The organism is Marinobacter shunpengi (assembly GCF_045449715.1).
Classification (GTDB): Bacteria; Pseudomonadota; Gammaproteobacteria; order Pseudomonadales; family Oleiphilaceae; genus Marinobacter.
On sequence record NZ_JBJJLA010000024.1, the window covers coordinates 1 to 15920 of the forward strand.

Sequence of the window (15920 nt, forward strand, 5' to 3'; positions counted from 1 at the left end):
GCGGCGTTCGGTGTGGTTACCATGGTATCCAGTCCCTTTGGTGGCGAGGATGCTGCCGGCCTGCACCACTACCGCGGCCTGTTCTGGCGCCGGCCCTGGCTGGCAGCGGTGATGACCGTCAGCTTCCTGTCCCTGGCAGGCATTCCCCTGACCGCCGGCTTTATCGGCAAGTTCTACGTGATTGCACTGGGTGTGGCGGACAGCCAGTAGTGGCTGGTGGGCGGCATCGTCGCCGGTAGCGCCATCGGGCTGTTCTATTACCTGCGGGTGATGGTGACCCTGTACCTGCCGGAACCGTGGATGCGTCGTCGGGATGCAACCAATGACTGGGGGAGTAGGGTTGGGGGGCTGACTCTGCTGGTTGTGGCGGTGCTGATTCTGGTGATTGGGGTTTATCCGGCGCCGGTTATTGATTGGGTTGTGGGGTTGTCTGGGGTTTAAGTTCGCGCCCTTAATGGGCGCATGGCGATGCCGAACACTCGACAACAAACTTACAGTGAGAAATAGGAATGGAGCACTTCCTCCCGGCTACTTTCGATAAACAGGTACTCTGCCACCTGTCTGGCAGACTCTGACTCCTGCTTTTCGATGTACTGCCAGACATGGGACTCGAAGTCCGGGTGATTGGCCAGCTTCATGGCCATCAGGTAGTTGGCATCGGCGTCAGCGGAACGCCCGTTCTCTTCCATTAGATCGATAACCCCTGAATAACAGGACTGTTGCCCCGGATAGCCTGCATTCGCAACTTCACGAGCCATGCAGACATACAACTGGTTCCCGGGAGTGTTATTGATCGAAGCAATGGCCTCAGCTTCCTGGACCACACGGTCCATATCGCCCAATTGCAGCAACGCGTTCACCCGAGTATTCCGCGCTGGCAGGAAATCCTTGTCTTTCTCGATGGCCTGACTGGTGAGTTCCAGAACCTGCTGTAACTCGCCCTGATCGGCCCCCGCCTGCATGATCTCCAGGGCTTCTGAGTTCAGTTCCGCTGGAGTCTGGTTCGCATGGGACCCGCAACTGGCAATAGCTAGCAGCATGGTCACAAACAAAAGCTGCTTTCTCATCGTTCCACCCCCATCAATTGGATGACAGTACGGGCGAACTGAGGCATGGGAACGGCTGAACCACTTGAGGAAGAGAAGGTGTAGCTGGCCTCAATCCTTACAGAGTAGGCTGAAGGATCATGGCTTGGCGGGATCATGAAAGAGGCGGATCCGATGGGCGAGTATTCGTCGTCGGCCCAAAGTTCGTTTGCCCCCATCTCGAGGGATCTCTTGATCAGAGTCTCGCCATCGCGAAGCAGCGTAACGTTGCCGTAAAAATTGAAGGCACCACTGTTCGCCGCCAGCTCCATGGGCGCGGAATAACCGGAAGCGCTTACGAAGAGATTGTTTCCCCGAACAGCAACCCATCCCCTGATAAAGAAAGTACCGTTAACCCCAATTCCCTCAACGGGCAGGTAGGAAGCTCGACGGATGGTGAATTCGTTCTTTTCTGGTCGAAACGAATGGAATTTCTGCAGATCGTTTGAGGCAATAATCCATGCTGTCATGGCTACATTCCTTGTCGCTGAGGTGTTGGTTCATTCCTTTTTTACCTGATTTACCGATAGTAGCATACGGATACTGGTCGAAAAGTGACGTCAGGCACGGCGTTACTGGCCGCCAATCGTCGTCGGTCCAGATGGGCTCTACGGTTGTCCTGATATCGGACTTCGAATTCCGTGGCATCCGCCAGCCACATCACATGGACAGACACTCCCGAAAGAAGCCTGAAATTTCTCGCATCGGACAAGGTACCAGAGCCTCGAAATGGGTCTATTGAAGCAACAACTGGATGCGCGGGGCTTTGCGGTGATGTTCGTGCAACACAAGTAAGTCCCCGGGCGTTCCGGAAGAGCCTTTGACTCAGGCCTGTACGGGCACCAGTAGCGTATCGCCTGTAGCAACGAGTTTTTCCACACCGTCGTTGGTCGCATAAAGCTCCGCTGTGCTGAATACCTGCTGGCGCCCCGGTTTGACCACGCGTGCGACCACCCTGAAGCTCTGCCCTTCCGCTGGGCGCAGGCAGCGCACGGTAAACTGGGACGCCAGGACATTCCCGCTGAGTGTGACGGCGGCAAAGCCGCACGCGGTATCGATCAATGCTCCCTGGATACCGGCATGCAGAAAGCCGTTGTATTGTCCGAGCTCTTTTTTCCACTGCAGTTGGAGCTCTACTTCCCCCGGAGTAGCCGAGGTTACTTCAAGAGCCAGCCATTGATTGAATTCTGCGAGACGGGATATGTTCCGGATCCTGCCAAGCAGGTCATCTGTATCGTTCATACCTGTTTCTCCTTGTTGCTATTGAGTAGCGAAACCTTGAATACCGCTTTTGCCGTCGCGCAGAGTGTGCCGTGAGACAGAATCCTTGCCTCGGCGAAACAGAGCGATTGTCCGATGCGTGAAGGCTCAGCTCTTATTTCCAGCCATTCGCCTTTGCGCGCGGTTCCCAGGTAATCGATACTCAGATTGACCGTTACCAGCCCGCCAACATTGTCTATCTGCCGGGCGCAGCTCAGCCCCATCGCGTTGTCCGCCAGTGCGGAGAGAAGACCTCCATGCACGAAGCCCCGGCTATTCACATGGGGTGTGTCGGCGTAGAGCCCCAGACTGAAGGTCCGGTCCGTGGTCGCTGCAAACAGCGGCTCCCAGGGATCGGTCAGGCCACTACGGCGGTCATGACGGGAAAATCCGGCAGGCACTGTCTTGTTGCTGTCCATGGAGTCACCTTCTGTCACTTGAAGTCGTCATTGCGTCTTATGTAGACCAGTCATTATAATTATCAAGATTCAGGGCTACACGCAATGGTGACGAAACCGGGCAGGCGGTTTTCCAGGTGTCAGGGGCGGTTCGAGCGAAGGCTCATCAGGGCAGCGATTTCTTCGGCGGACTCGATAATGGGACTGCAATCTTGCGCTACCCTGGCCTGGATCAGGGAGCCCTCCAGTACAGCTATTGCCAGATTGGCCAGGCGAAACGCGTCGTCTGGTTTTGCGCCGTCGCTGCGCAACATGTCTTCGAATATCCCTCGCCAGGCCGCGAACCCTTCCCGTGCCGCGAGGCTTAGCGCTGCGGACTGCGGCACGGTTTCCAGTATGGTCGTCGCCATCGGGCAGCCATCACGGAATGCAGACCGCTCCATCCATTCTGCCAGAAGCGCTGCGAAGGCCCGTAGCAGAGACGCTGCGGTGGGGTTTTCCCGGCGAAGTTGTTCCAGAGTGTCGACCGCCATCCGGGCAGAAAGCCGCAAGGCTTCCTCGCCCAACTGTTCCTTGCCCTGCGGGAAGTAGTAGTAAAGGGAACCCTTTGGCGCCTTGCTTTCAGCAAGGATCTCGTTCAGACCGGTTTTCGAATAACCATTCTTGCGAAACAGCTTTGCAGCTGCGCGCACGATGTTGAGGCGGTGAACGGAGCTTGCGGGCATACGTCTAATCCTGGGCCGAAAGGAATCGAAGGCTGCAACAGTCTATACGCAAACAGGAGTTCTGGTCGCGAAATGGGCCAAACAATCCGAAGCTGGACTAACCAAACCGGGATTGGGCTAAGCTTGCGACAGAGTAACTGGAACAGGCATTGGGGCGCGAGGATCGACACTCTCAAATGCTGTGTCTCGATGGTTACCGGGTCAGTAGTCGCTATGTCTATCTGTTTATAACAGAAGCCCACGAGCGCCCAAGTAATACTTGGGGTCAGCAGATCTGGTCAAAATCCAGAGCCGACGGTCATAGTCCGGATGAAAGAGATCGTGCATACACAACCCTTATCCTAGATAGAGTTGTTGCATACGCGTTCGCTCTGATTCACTAACTCTTCTTTCATGAGGAAATTATGAATCAGCCTGCTGCAACATTAAGTTATCAAAATCCAAGAGCTACAAAAATTTTGAGAATCGCGATCGTGTCCTCAAGCTGGCACAAGGCGATTGTTGATAATTCCGTGCAAGCAATAAAATCTCATTTTGCTCAAGAAGAAATTTTCAGATACTGAAGTCGATACATTCGAAGTTCCTGGTGCATTTGAACTCCCGTTCCACGCTAAAATTCTGGCTCAATCAGGAAAATACAGGGCTATTATTGCTTGTGGCCTTATCACCAATGGTGGCATTTATCGTCATGACTTTGTTTCTTCGGCCGTTATAGATGGTCTTATGCAAGTACAGTTGACATCAGATATCCCAGTTTTTTCTTCTGTGCTTACGCCCCATAATTTTCATGAACACGAAGACCATGTTGATTTTTTTTGCTCAACACTTCATAGGAAAGGAGAAAGAAGTGGCTCGCGCTTGCCTGGAAACTGTTGCGAGCCTGGAAAAGGTTGCAGATAGTTGCGTTTAAGAAGTGACTGTAGAGGTTGCGAGATGTATTGATTTCCACAACTCCCCCGAGGGGCCTGAAATTTCCGTTAAATATGTCCCTGATTAACCAGCAGGTCCCAGGCGGAGACTCAACCGAGGGCCTCCCGATAGGACACCATTCGCTGTTTGTCTTCATCCCAGAGGGCGTACCGGAAGCAGTCGGCAATGTCCCCGGGTGCAAGGGTGGTCGTCAGCGGTGATTGCAGTTCAGGAATGGCCGCCATCGCTTCGGGAAGGCGGTAGAAGGGAATTCGAACGTTGAGATGGTGAATATGGTGGTAGCCGATATTGCCGGTAAACCACTGCATAACCCGGTTCATACGCATGTAGCTTGATGATTCCAGAGCCCCCCGGTAGTAGCTCCAGGCTTCGGGCGAGGCAATCTGCATGCGCCGGAAACTGTGCTGGGCAAAAAACAGGTAAGACCCCATTGCGGAGGCGAGGGCCATGGGGAGCAGAACGACAAAGAAAGCCAGGCTGAACCCGCCAACTCCCAAAAGCACGGCGATCAAACCGAAATGACTGAGCAGCGCAGTCAGCGAGTCGAGATGTTTGCGTGGGTTCTTCAGGAGGGGCAGCAGCGTGATGTTAATACCGAAAACAACCGGGTAACTGAACACCACCACCAGTGGATTGCGCTGCGCGCGATAAGTGAAACGCTGCCACCACGTTGCGTCCCGCCACATGCGGGCGGTGATCAGAGGAAAAGCCCCCACGGTGGCATCCGTAATCTGTCCCACATGGCCGTGGTGATAATTGTGACTGGCGCGCCAGGAGCGTGTTGGCGCCAGGGCCAGGGCGCCGTAGGCATGGAAGAGCCAGTAGGCAATCCGCGAATCCTTGAGAATCGCGCCGTGCAGGTAGTCGTGAAAGGTGATGAAGGCGCGAACCATCAGCAGGGCGCCCAGCACCGAGAACACCGCTCTGAGGGGCCACCACGGAATCATTCCGGCCAATGTCAGGGCGGCGATCATCAATGCAAAGGTAGAGCAGACATGCCACCAGCTTGTGGCAGCAGACTCCTCAACATAGGGTCTTGTAGCCTCAAGCAGTTCCCGGCCTACCCGGATACCTTCACTGTGCTCAGGCAAGCTGTTATCCGATAACGGAACATTATCCTGGTGCATGGCCTGTCCCTCCCTGTTTCCTATAATGAGATCTTTTGGCAGGTAATTCCAACGACCGAGGGCGGACGTGCCCGGGAGTAGCCAAGTGTCGTCTGGTGACTATCCGGTACTACTTACTGGTTTCCCACCTGCAACGCCCAGACCGGATGCTCAGCGAGCCGCTCTTCCAGAAACGCCACGAACGCCCGCACCCGAGGCGGCACCAGCCGCCGCTGGGGCATCACCGCGTGGATGCCGGTTTCCATTAGCCGGTAGTCCGGCAGCACCACGCTCAGTCGACCGCTGCTCAGGTGCTCGTGGATATGCCACACCGAGTGCTGGGCGATACCCAGACCACCGAGCACCGCCTCGGTGAGCATTTCGCCCTGATTGCTGCGTATGCGACCGCCTACCTGTACCGCCTCGCTTTGCCCCTGGTCGTCGGTGAGGTGCCAGACGTCCTGCCGCCGTCGGCTGCTGGAGAGCACCAGGCATTGGTGGTCAGCGAGGTTGGCGGGACGTTGCGGGGTGCCGTGGCGTTCCAGGTAGCCGGGGGCGGCGCACAACACCCGCCGGTCGTCGGCCAGGCGCCGGGCCACCAGGCTGGAATCCTCCAGAACACCGATACGAATGCCCAGGTCATAGCCTTCACCAACCAGATCCACTACCTGGTCGGTGAGGCTGACGTGTACATCGAGCCGGGGATAGCGGTTCAGGAAGTCCGGCAGCAATGGCGAGATGTACTGCCGCCCAAAGGAGTGGGGCATGGTGACACGCAGGGTGCCGGTGACGTTTTCGGCGCTGCCGCGCAGGTCCTGGGTGAGCGCTTCCAGGCCCTCTACAAGGTCGCGGCCCTGTTCCGCCAGTGCCAGGCCTTCCGGGGTCGGGTGCAGGCGCCGGGTGGTACGGTGCAGCAGCCGTACGTTGAGGCCCTTTTCAAGGCGCTGCAGGCGCTGGCTGGCAACCGCCACCGACAGATCAAGGCTGCGGGCGGCGGCGCTGATGGATCCCAGATCCACCACGCGCAGAAACAGGGCGATATCGCTCAGACGGTCCATGGCGGGCACATTATCAATGAAACCTTGAAAGTGATTGAAGATACTAAAGGTATCATGGAGACCAGGCCGGGCCTAGTATTCGGGTCATCAATCTCTGATGGACGTTACGATGACTGCTTCAACCTCTTCGCGCCCCGTGCCTTGGGCGCTGTATGCGCTGACCGTCGGTGCCTTCGGCATCGGCACCACCGAATTCGTGATCATGGGTGTGCTGGAACAAGTGGCCGCTGACCTGAACGTGAGCATCGGCCGCGCCGGCCTGCTGATCTCCGGCTACGCCCTGGGCGTGTTCGTGGGCGCGCCGCTGCTCACCATCGCCAGCGCCCGCTGGCCGCGTAAGACGGTGCTGGTGGCGCTGATGGTTATTTTTACGCTGGGTAATCTGGCCTGCGCGTTGGCGCTGAACTATCCCATGCTGATGGCTGCCCGGGTAGCGACCTCCCTGGCGCACGGCACCTTTTTCGGTGTTGGCTCGGTGGTCGCCACCGGCCTGGTGGCGCCGGACAAGCGGGCCGGCGCCATTGCCATCATGTTCACCGGCATGACCGTGGCGACGCTGCTGGGTGTGCCCGCCGGCGCCTGGCTGGGGCACGAATACGGCTGGCGTGCCACTTTCTGGGCGGTCACTGGCGTGGGTGTGCTGGCGACCCTGGTGATCGCTCTCATGGTGCCCCGCGATAGTGGCGGCGGCGAAGAAACGGGCTGGCGCGACAGTCTGGCGGTGATCGGCCGACCGACAGTGCTGTTGGGGCTGCTGATGACGGTGCTCGGCTTCGCCGGGGTGTTCACCGTGTTCACCTATATCCAGCCGATCCTGACCAGCATCGCCGGCTTCTCCCAGGATGCAGTGTCGCTGATCCTGCTGGTGTTCGGGGTCGGCATGATCACAGGGAACCTGCTCGGCGGCCGTCTTGCCGACCGGGGGCTGGCGCCGGCTCTGCTGATCACCCTCGCGGGTCTGGCCGCGGTCCTCGGACTGTTCGCTTTCGCGCTCGGCCATCAATGGGCGACGGTAGCCTTCGTGGGTCTGTTGGGTGTAGCCAGCTTTGCCACGGTGGCGCCTTTGCAGCTGTGGGTACTGAACCGGGCAACGGGCGCAGCCAGCCTGGCGTCGAGCTTCAATATCGGGGCGTTCAACCTGGGCAACGCCCTGGGCGCCGGATTGGGCGGTGTGGTGATCGAGCAGGGTGGCGGCTTTACCGCAGTGCCCGGCGCCGCCGCCCTGGTGACTCTGACCGGGCTGGCAGTGGCCGCCTGGGCCATCAAGCGAGAGCGGGGCGAGGCCATGCGGCCCCTCCCGCCAATTGTCTGCGACCAGGAGCAAGTGTGATGGAATATCGTTATCTGGGACGGTCCGGTTTCAAAGTGCCGGCACTGGGCTTCGGGGCCGGCACCTTTGGTGGTAAGGGGCCGCTGTTCAGCGCCTGGGGCAATACCGACGTGGCGCAAGCGAAGCGGCTTATCGACATCTGCCTGGACGCTGGCGTCAATCTGTTCGATTCTGCGGATGTCTATTCCGACGGCGCCTCGGAGACGATTCTTGGCGAGGCGATCAAAGGCCGCCGCGACCGGGTGATTGTGTCCACCAAAATGTCGCTGCGCAGCGGAGAGGACGTCAACGACGCCGGCAGTTCCCGCCATCACCTGATCCGCGCCACCGAGCGGGCGCTGAAGCGGTTGGGAACAGACTATATCGATGTGCTGCAGCTGCATCATTTCGACGCCATGACGCCGGTGGAAGACGTCATGTCGGCCCTGGATGATCTGGTGCGGGCCGGCAAGGTACGCTACCTGGGGGCTTCCAATTTCTCTGGCTGGCAGCTGATGAAGTCCCAGAGCGTCGCGGAGCGTTATGGCTATGCGCGCTTCGTGGCGAACCAGACGTACTACTCCCTGGTGGGCAGGGATTACGAGTGGGAACTGATGCCGCTGGGGCAGGATCAGGGCCTGGGCGCCCTGGTGTGGAGCCCACTGGGCTGGGGCCGCCTGACCGGCAGGATTCGTCGTGACCAGCCGCTACCCGCCGGCAGCCGTCTTCACGAGACCGAAGGATTCGCGCCGCCGGTACCGAACGAACGACTCTATCGGGTGCTGGACGTACTTTTCGAGATCGCCGAAGAAGTCGGCAAGACCGTGCCACAGGTGGCGATTAACTGGTTGCTGCGACGTCCGACCGTGTCGTCGGTTCTGATTGGTGCACGGGATGAAACCCAGTTAAAGCAGAATCTCGGCGCGGTCGGCTGGTCGCTTGACGAATCCCAGGTCGCACGTCTGGACGTGGCGAGTGCAGTAACCCCGCCCTATCCCTACTATCCCTACTGGAACGGCCAGTTCGCCGAACGCAATCCGCCACCGGTATGACTCTTCGAATTCCATGGCTTCCGTCAGGTCCAGGATAGGGGCAATCACATTCAACTGACACCTGGCACCCTGTCGATCAGGCAGCGCTCCATGCGACTACAGGGTGTAAGCAATGATTCAGGAGGATAAGCCCATGAGAAAAGTGATTGTCGGTGCCATGGTTTCACTGGATGGCGTTATGCAGGCACCAGGCGGCCCCCAGGAAGACCCGACAGGCGGTTTCAGCTACGGCGGCTGGGTGGCCCGATGGTGGATGAGGTGTTCGGCGAGGAGATCGACAGGCTGTTCAGTCCGCCATTCGACCTGCTGCTCGGACGGAAGACGTATGAGATCTTTGCGGCGCACTGGCCATATGCCGAGGGTGGGCCGGATGATTCCATCGCCAGAGCCTTCAATTCCATCAACAAGTACGTTGCAACCCGGAAGGGGCGGGAGCTGACCTGGAAGGGCTCGGTGGCCCTCCGGGATGCGGCATCGGACGTTGCCAGGCTGAAGCAGGAGGATGGGCCGGCACTGGTCACACAGGGCAGCACTGACCTGATCCATACGCTGCTTGCGAGTGGTCTTGTCGACGAGATCAACCTGTTCATATTTCCGGTGGTGCTCGGAGCGGGCAAGAAACTGTTTGATGATGGCGCGAAGGCGACGGCGTTCAGGCTTACCACCAGTCGGGTGTCGCCCAACGGTGTTGTGATCGCGCATTATGTGCGGGACGGCGCGGTGGCAACCGGCGACTTTGCCATGGATCCTCCCACGCCGGCGGAACTGGCTCGGCGTGAGAAGATGCAGCGGGAGGACGGAGAATAGGGGCAGTCACCCTCAGGAAAAGCATGAGCTCGCTCACGTCGTCCACTCTAACCGGGGGCGAGGCTCAAGGTACCGTGATAAAATGCACCATCTGCCCCTGACACAATAGTAGTCCGGCAATCAGCCGAGCCAGATATTATTCCATATGCCTGAATGGAGGAGGGTTTATGGTCCTGAGGTTTTCGGCAAAAGGCAAGCCCGCATCGGCTTTCAAGGAAGAGGTCCAGGCTTTTTACGAGGCCACTTCTACCCGAGTGGACTATGCGCCCCTTGGCGAGACGCTGCCGTTCGTGGATTTGCATATTCGCCCGCTATCGGGCGGCCTTTGTGTGCTTGAGGCAAAGTCATCACCTTATGTGAACCGTCTGCTCGGCGCTTCTGAGCGGGATGCCGATATGCTGAAGCTGGGCCTCACGCTCAAAGGCAGGGTGTGCTCCGGGCAGGCCGGTATCCGCTCTTATACCGATGCCAATGTCGGTAACGCTGTCATGCTTGCCGCTGATAAAACCGCTTTCATTAGCGCGGCAAAAAACAGCCATACCTTGGAGATTGCCGTTCCACGCGAGAGACTGGCCCCCCGGCTCGGCAAGCTTGACCGGGCATTGCGGTATGGCCTCGAAAACTCGCCCGAACTCCGATTGCTCCGGACTTACGTGGCCTCCTTGCTGCATGAGGAGGCTGACTATGAAGCCAGTACGGAAGCGAGCATCAGTTCACACCTGTACGACCTGCTGAACCTGCTGCTCAGTGGAGCAAAAGAAGAAACGGAACTTGCCCAACAGCGGGGCGGTCGTGCTGCCCGGCTTACCGCCATCAAATCCGATATCGCCACCAACCTGGGAAACCCCGCATTATCCATTGACTGGATTGCCAGACGACATGGTATTGGCAAGCGCTTTGTTCGTAATCTTTTCTATGGGGAAAACACCAACTTCACAGACTATGTCCTGGGTATGAGGCTCGACCTGGCATGCTCCCTGTTGACCTCTCCCTGCCACGACGGACGCTCCATCACCGCCATTGCACTGGAAGCAGGCTTTGGCGATATTTCCTGGTTCAACCGGACATTTCGCCGCCGTTTCTCCATGACGCCGAAAGAAATGCGTGAAAAGGCGAAATCGGACATGGGCCATTCGCAGGCTTTCTGACTCTCTTCTCCCAGGCGCCTTTTCCAGGGGCTTATAGTCCCACCCCATCCTCCAAGCCATGCGGCTGTGGCTTTCTTTACCCTGATCAGCGGTACGTACCAAACCAGGACAGCGGGACTCGCCCGCCTTTTACGATGGATTTATGGAGAGCGGTATGAATAACAGGACAACAATACTCTCACGCATTCTTCTGTTGGGCAGCGCCTTGCTATTGGCGCTGCAACTGACCGCGTGTGGGGGCAGCAGTAGCGGCGGATCAACCACATCGGGTACTGACACCGATAACAACGGTGATAACGGCGGCAGTGGCGGCAACACCAGCGATAGCAGTGATGAAAACGATAGCAGTGACGACACCCCTGCATCCCTTGGCAATGTGGAACGTTACGCGCTGGTGACTTCCTACAATAACCAATCCCTGTCGAGCTACGCGGTGCACGCCGACAGCGGCATGATGCGGCTGGCCGACAAGATCCCCAACAACTCGAGTGCCGTTTCCGTTGCCCTGCGCCCAGGCCATGACGAAACCCTGGTACTGTCGAGCGGTGCCGCCTACCATTACACGCTAGACGCACGCGGACAACTGACAAGCGAGAACAGCCTGCCACTGGGAAACGACCTGAGGGATGTGGTGATACATCCTTCCGGCCAGTCACTGTATATCGCCGACCATAATGATATGGGCCTTTACCAGCTCACCTTCGATGACGATGGTGAGCTGGAAGAAATGCCGAACAATTTTGTTGGTCCGGATTATCTGGGGGCCGGTTATGTGGATCTGGCCATGGGCAGCAATGGCCAACAGGTTTACGCAGCCGACAATGCCCAGGACAGCATCAGCCGCTTTGATGTGGCGTCCGATGGCTCACTCACCTATGTAGACAGCATTGCCGCCGGTGATGGCCCCTGGCGAATGGCGCTTCATGCCGATACACAAACCCTCTACGCCATCAATCGTCTTGACGGCACCCTGTCCCAATACCGCATTCAGGAGGGCGGCAGCCTCGAATTCCTGGGGCTGGCCGACGATGGCGGGGAGAATATTTTTGAAGTCGGGCAGCTTGAAGGAGTATCGCTGGATAACAGCGGTCAGTTTCTTTATGTCTCAGACAATACCAACGACAAAGTCTGGCAGTTCGGCATCACCGACGATGGCACTCTGGAACCGCTGCCCGGCTATGCCATTGACGTGGATAACGCCGTATCTCCTGGTAATCTGATGGCCAGCCCAACCAGCGACCGAATGTATCTGGCAGACCATAACGCCGGTGCCATACTCACCTTTGACATCGGCGAAGATGGCACCCTGTCGCCTGCCACCCCGAACCGTCTGCCAGTGGATGGCTTCCCGACCGATATGGTGTTCACCACGGGCGAGGCGCTGACAGCCCACAACACCGCCGCCTATGTGGTCAATAGCGGTAACGACAATATCAGCCAGTTCCTGATGGACGACGACGGCACGATGACTGCGCTGGGAGACACCAACCCTCTGACCGGTGACAACCCCAGCGCCATCGCCACCCATCCCACCGGCAAGTATCTGTATGTGGCCAACACCAACGACAACACGGTATCCCAGTTCCGTCGCGCTACTGCCATCCATGTGGACAAGGAGGAGGATGAACTGGTGGCCATTGATGTTCCTGTCGCAACCGATCTTGAACCCGTAGCGCTGGCGGTACACCCCTCCGGTAACTTTCTCTATGTGATCAGCAAACACAACAACACCGTCAGTCTCCACAACATCAATAGTTATGGAGCCTTGAGTGAATACCAGCAGTATCCCGTGGGGCACATTGATCCGGTTGACCTGAGCATTGACCCCACCGGTCGTTACCTCTGGGCCGTCAATAACGATGACCCAGCCCTGATTGTGCCATTTGCAATTGACACTCTGGACGGCTCCCTGACCAAACTGGATGTCAAGCCGACAATAGCCAACGCCAGAGCCATTGCGGTCAGCGCCGATGGTCAGACGCTGTATACCGCAGGCAATGGGCTGGAAAAATTTCTGGTGGATGATGACGGCTCACTCGCTTCGGAGGGCACCATGGCCGGAAACGGCGGTATTCATCTTCTGATGTCCCCCGCCCATACTCTTTACGCCGTGAATGAAGTGGCACAGTCCATTGCCTGGCTCAGTGAGGAAGCAGGCTTTGACGGCCTTATAACCGATTCGGTACCTGCCGGGCCGGGTCTCGCCCCCAACGGCCAGCAGTTGTTGCTCGCCTTGAAGGGCAATCAGATGGTGTCTCGTTTCAACGTTGCCGGAGATGGCTCGCTCACTGCGGTGGAATCGATCGCCGTTGGCAACCTGCCTGTTGATGTATCCATCGTCGGCTACACCGAGTAGGACAGTGATTACCGGGTCCGGGCAACCCTGTTGCCCGGACCCGCTCACGTCGTCCACTTCAACGGAGCGCGGGGATCCGGCTCGTACGCGAAGTAGGTGCCGGTCCGTATGGTCCGTGTCAGGTGTTCGCCCAGACGGGGGTGGTGCCGGGCGATTCGGTCAAGGGCGTAGCGCAGCGAGCGGGTCGCGCCGGTGCGGGCCCGCTCCACGCCGTCGCCGACGGTCCGGGCCCGGTGGTTCAGGCCGACGCCGCGGCGCAGTTCGTCCACCAGGAACTCGCGATCGGCACGGGCGAGTTCAGCGCGGCGGAAATCGTTCTGGCTCTCGGCGTCCTCGATGTCCTCTTCCACCTCCGCCAGCCGCTGCCGGTAGGCCTCGCGGGCCTTTGAGTCGAACACTTCCAGGCCACACTGCGCCGCCATACGGGGCGCGTCCGATGTCGTATTGGAAGGAAGGGCGCCGCGTTCCACCGCCACCAGGTCCAGCACGTGGAACTCCCGCCCCGGCTCCGCCAGCAGCCGCTCCAGGTAACGCATGCCCTTGAGGTCTTTCAGGCGCACGGTGCCGCCGCCGAAAGTCACCGTCCGCATCTCTCCCTCGCAACGGAAGACGCCATGCTCGGTGTCGGTGGACGCTTGTTTCGATATCGATGGTTCCTGTTGGCGGGCCAGTTCCGCCCAGGGTTTTGCGTTGAGATCCTCAAGCGTCCGGCAGGCGGCCTCCAGCTCCATGTCCGCTGTCTGCTCGTCGCCCGCGAGCCGGTGCGCCGCAGCCAGCACAACACGCAGGCTTGCGGCATCGTAGGGCATTCGCAGTTCGGCCCACTCCATGACGGCTTCGGTGAGCAGCCGGATGGCGTCGTTCGCCCGACCGTCGCTGAGCGCCAGTCGACCCAATGCGGCCAGCGAGGAGTTCTGAAATGTGCGGCTTTGGTATTTCCCGGCGATGTCGGCCAGCTCGGTGGCGGCGGCGCGAGCGTCGTCATCCTTGCCGGCCGCCAGCGCGATAACCACCTGGGCTTCAAGCAGGGGGGCCCGCTGGAGGCTGCCCGAGGGGGGGCGTTCCTTGGAGGGGATATCGAAGGGGTGCTCAAGCGCCGTGTCGATCATCGAGGCGGCTTCGTCGACCCGTCCCTGTGCCAACCGGAGTAGGGCGAGCCCGGGCTGCGGCAGCCAGGCGTTCTGGTGGGCTGCCAGGAAAGCTTCTTCGGCGCCAGCGAAATCGCCCTTGCGCAGCCGTGCATTGCCCAGCTCGGTCAGCGGCCAACCGAATTCCCGCCGCATCCAGGGGCGCAGCTCCTCACAGGCCTGCAGCGCCTCTTCCTCCGCGGCGTCGCAAGGCCCCCGCAACCGCATGATTTCCGCCCGGTGTACCCGGCAGCGGCCATTGAGCCCCCCGAATGCGGCCCCCTGGCGCCAGCGCTCCATGGCTTCGGTCCATTCCTCGGCGCGGTCATGGTGACCGATCCACTGCATCGCGCAGATCACCTCGCACCACATCTGCCCGGCGGTCAGGGGATCGAGATGACCAGCGCTCAGTTCCACGGCGACATCATCGAGCGAGCTCAGGCCTTCATCGACGTCGCCGTTGTAGATGCTAACCCTTGCCAGGGCCACCTGGCCGATAATGGCAGGCGGTGCCACACCGTGCCGGTGCCCTTCATCCATGGCCCGCCGGGCCCACTGTCCAGTGCCTGGCATATCGCCACACATCAGGCGTTCGTAGGTCCGCACGGCGGCGAGCCATGCCCACACCGGGCTGTCAGGCGCATCATCCACCAGGCGTTCCGCCCGCGACAGCCAGGCACGTACGGTGGCCATCAACCCGGTATCCATCATCAGGTACATGCCCACCATAACCGCGGCAAACGCCGCCGCGTGGGTGTCACCCCCATCCAGGTGAAAGCGGTAGAGCTCACCATACGCGGTCAGCGTGCCTTCCAGGTCGCCGCTCCCGTAGGCCGCCTGGGCCCGCAGCTCCAACAGCTCGGCGGATGGCGCAACGGACAGAGCGGCGAGCCTGTCCCTTGCCCCGGCGAAGTCGCCGGCGTCAAGCGCGGCCTGTATCGGAGAAAGGTCCGCATCCTCCATCACTCAACCCTCCCTGTTCCAATGTAACAAGGATTGTTACGCCCATAAGGGTAGGTGCCCGGAGCACCTGTCCAACCCCCCAAGGAAAAGGAGCAACTGCCATGAGCGAAACCCTTTATGACAGACTCGGCGGCCAAGCCGGTATCGACAAGCTTGTAAACCGCATTGTCGACCTGCACCTCCAGAATAACGTTGCCGGCCCCAGGTACCGGGCCCTGACCGAGGAGGCAACGGACCATGCCCGCGAAAAGGTCAAGGAGTTTCTCGCGGCCGGTTCCGGCGGCCCCGTGGAGTACACGGGCCGGTCAATGCTGGAGACGCATACCGGAATGAACGTCAGTGCGGCCGAATTTGTGGCCGTGGTCGACGATATCATGCAGGCCATGAACGAGATGGACTACCCGGGCCCGGTCTGCGATGAAGTCCTGGGTATTGCCTATTCCCTGAAGGACGAAATCATTCACAAGTAGGGAACGGCGCTTGTCCGTTTGCAGCACAGGCGGGAGTGGGCACGGGGTGTTGCGTTGTCCCCCGGAGTCCCATTCCCGTTTCCAACACTCATCCCGGCACAATCATCATAGTCGACATTCCGTAGG

The 15920-nt window shown here is 59.3% G+C and carries 14 protein-coding genes and 2 pseudogenes; 8 read left to right on the plus strand and 8 right to left on the minus strand.

Annotated features, from left to right (window positions below; all coding sequences use genetic code 11):
* A pseudogene (locus tag ACJO3T_RS16810) lies at positions 1-441 on the plus strand (proton-conducting transporter transmembrane domain-containing protein); the annotation flags it as partial.
* A 50-nt stretch (positions 442-491) separates the two neighbouring features.
* Here the strand turns inward: ACJO3T_RS16810 and ACJO3T_RS16815 are convergent.
* From ACJO3T_RS16815 to ACJO3T_RS16835, 5 genes are all read right to left on the minus strand, one after another.
* The gene (locus ACJO3T_RS16815; RefSeq protein ID WP_406964792.1) at positions 492-1067 is read right to left on the minus strand and encodes a hypothetical protein; all 576 of its coding nucleotides are present in this window, start codon (positions 1065-1067) and stop codon (positions 492-494) included.
* Entirely contained in the window at positions 1064-1555 is a 492-nt protein-coding gene (locus ACJO3T_RS16820; protein ID WP_406964793.1) for a hypothetical protein, read from the minus strand. The genes ACJO3T_RS16815 and ACJO3T_RS16820 overlap by 4 nt, the downstream gene beginning before the upstream one ends.
* Before the next feature lie 355 nt (positions 1556-1910).
* Positions 1911-2327, minus strand: a complete 417-nt coding sequence (locus tag ACJO3T_RS16825) for a PaaI family thioesterase (protein ID WP_406964794.1) — start codon at positions 2325-2327, stop codon at positions 1911-1913.
* Complete coding sequence (locus ACJO3T_RS16830) at positions 2324-2764, minus strand: PaaI family thioesterase (protein ID WP_406979220.1); 441 nt, start codon at positions 2762-2764, stop codon at positions 2324-2326. Before ACJO3T_RS16830 ends, ACJO3T_RS16825 begins: the two co-directional genes overlap by 4 nt.
* Positions 2765-2883: 119 nt before the next feature.
* Positions 2884-3468 carry a TetR/AcrR family transcriptional regulator gene (locus ACJO3T_RS16835; RefSeq protein WP_406964796.1) on the minus strand — a complete coding sequence of 195 codons (585 nt, stop codon included), beginning with the start codon at positions 3466-3468 and terminating at the stop codon, positions 2884-2886.
* Positions 3469-4002: 534 nt separating this feature from the next.
* Here ACJO3T_RS16835 and ACJO3T_RS16840 point away from each other — a divergent pair.
* The gene (locus ACJO3T_RS16840; protein ID WP_406979221.1) at positions 4003-4368 is read left to right on the plus strand and encodes a 6,7-dimethyl-8-ribityllumazine synthase; all 366 of its coding nucleotides are present in this window, start codon (positions 4003-4005) and stop codon (positions 4366-4368) included.
* 119 nt (positions 4369-4487) lie between these two features.
* Here ACJO3T_RS16840 and ACJO3T_RS16845 read toward each other — a convergent pair whose 3' ends face one another.
* Complete coding sequence (locus ACJO3T_RS16845) at positions 4488-5489, minus strand: fatty acid desaturase family protein (protein WP_406964798.1); 1002 nt, start codon at positions 5487-5489, stop codon at positions 4488-4490.
* A gap of 149 nt (positions 5490-5638) precedes the next feature.
* A complete protein-coding gene (locus ACJO3T_RS16850) occupies positions 5639-6562 on the minus strand; it encodes a LysR family transcriptional regulator (protein ID WP_406964799.1) in 924 nt (307 codons plus the stop codon).
* A 109-nt stretch (positions 6563-6671) separates the two neighbouring features.
* Between ACJO3T_RS16850 and ACJO3T_RS16855 the strand changes: the two genes are divergently transcribed.
* The 5 genes and pseudogenes from ACJO3T_RS16855 (at position 6672) to ACJO3T_RS16875 (ending at position 13234) form a co-directional block, all read left to right on the plus strand.
* Positions 6672-7892 (plus strand): MFS transporter, encoded by a 1221-nt coding sequence (locus ACJO3T_RS16855; RefSeq protein ID WP_406979223.1) that lies wholly within the window; start codon positions 6672-6674, stop codon positions 7890-7892.
* The gene (locus ACJO3T_RS16860) at positions 7892-8923 is read left to right on the plus strand and encodes an aldo/keto reductase (RefSeq protein ID WP_406964803.1); all 1032 of its coding nucleotides are present in this window, start codon (positions 7892-7894) and stop codon (positions 8921-8923) included. Before ACJO3T_RS16855 ends, ACJO3T_RS16860 begins: the two co-directional genes overlap by 1 nt.
* Positions 8924-9056: 133 nt before the next feature.
* Positions 9057-9730, plus strand: a pseudogene (locus ACJO3T_RS16865) (dihydrofolate reductase family protein).
* Between the two features lie 167 nt (positions 9731-9897).
* A complete protein-coding gene (locus ACJO3T_RS16870) occupies positions 9898-10878 on the plus strand; it encodes a helix-turn-helix domain-containing protein (protein WP_406979224.1) in 981 nt (326 codons plus the stop codon).
* Between the two features lie 154 nt (positions 10879-11032).
* A complete protein-coding gene (locus ACJO3T_RS16875) occupies positions 11033-13234 on the plus strand; it encodes a lactonase family protein (RefSeq protein WP_406979226.1) in 2202 nt (733 codons plus the stop codon).
* 44 nt (positions 13235-13278) lie between these two features.
* Here ACJO3T_RS16875 and ACJO3T_RS16880 read toward each other — a convergent pair whose 3' ends face one another.
* Complete coding sequence (locus ACJO3T_RS16880; protein WP_406979227.1) at positions 13279-15324, minus strand: tetratricopeptide repeat protein; 2046 nt, start codon at positions 15322-15324, stop codon at positions 13279-13281.
* 101 nt (positions 15325-15425) lie between these two features.
* On the opposite strand from ACJO3T_RS16880, the gene ACJO3T_RS16885 reads away from it, so the two are divergent.
* Positions 15426-15794, plus strand: a complete 369-nt coding sequence (locus ACJO3T_RS16885; protein ID WP_406964808.1) for a truncated hemoglobin — start codon at positions 15426-15428, stop codon at positions 15792-15794.
* Positions 15795-15920 lie beyond the last annotated feature (126 nt).

Excerpts from the sequence above, each read along its gene's own strand:
- ACJO3T_RS16885 (WP_406964808.1), top strand. The coding sequence starts at position 15,426 with ATGAGCGAAACCCTTTATGACAGACTCGGCGGCCAAGCCGGTATCGAC.
- ACJO3T_RS16880 (WP_406979227.1), bottom strand. The coding sequence starts at position 15,324 with ATGGAGGATGCGGACCTTTCTCCGATACAGGCCGCGCTTGACGCCGGC.
- ACJO3T_RS16850 (WP_406964799.1), bottom strand. The coding sequence starts at position 6,562 with ATGGACCGTCTGAGCGATATCGCCCTGTTTCTGCGCGTGGTGGATCTG.
- ACJO3T_RS16820 (WP_406964793.1), bottom strand. The coding sequence starts at position 1,555 with ATGACAGCATGGATTATTGCCTCAAACGATCTGCAGAAATTCCATTCG.
- ACJO3T_RS16860 (WP_406964803.1), top strand. The coding sequence starts at position 7,892 with ATGGAATATCGTTATCTGGGACGGTCCGGTTTCAAAGTGCCGGCACTG.
- ACJO3T_RS16825 (WP_406964794.1), bottom strand. The coding sequence starts at position 2,327 with ATGAACGATACAGATGACCTGCTTGGCAGGATCCGGAACATATCCCGT.
- ACJO3T_RS16815 (WP_406964792.1), bottom strand. The coding sequence starts at position 1,067 with ATGAGAAAGCAGCTTTTGTTTGTGACCATGCTGCTAGCTATTGCCAGT.
- ACJO3T_RS16875 (WP_406979226.1), top strand. The coding sequence starts at position 11,033 with ATGAATAACAGGACAACAATACTCTCACGCATTCTTCTGTTGGGCAGC.
- ACJO3T_RS16830 (WP_406979220.1), bottom strand. The coding sequence starts at position 2,764 with ATGGACAGCAACAAGACAGTGCCTGCCGGATTTTCCCGTCATGACCGC.
- ACJO3T_RS16870 (WP_406979224.1), top strand. The coding sequence starts at position 9,898 with ATGGTCCTGAGGTTTTCGGCAAAAGGCAAGCCCGCATCGGCTTTCAAG.
- ACJO3T_RS16855 (WP_406979223.1), top strand. The coding sequence starts at position 6,672 with ATGACTGCTTCAACCTCTTCGCGCCCCGTGCCTTGGGCGCTGTATGCG.
- ACJO3T_RS16835 (WP_406964796.1), bottom strand. The coding sequence starts at position 3,468 with ATGCCCGCAAGCTCCGTTCACCGCCTCAACATCGTGCGCGCAGCTGCA.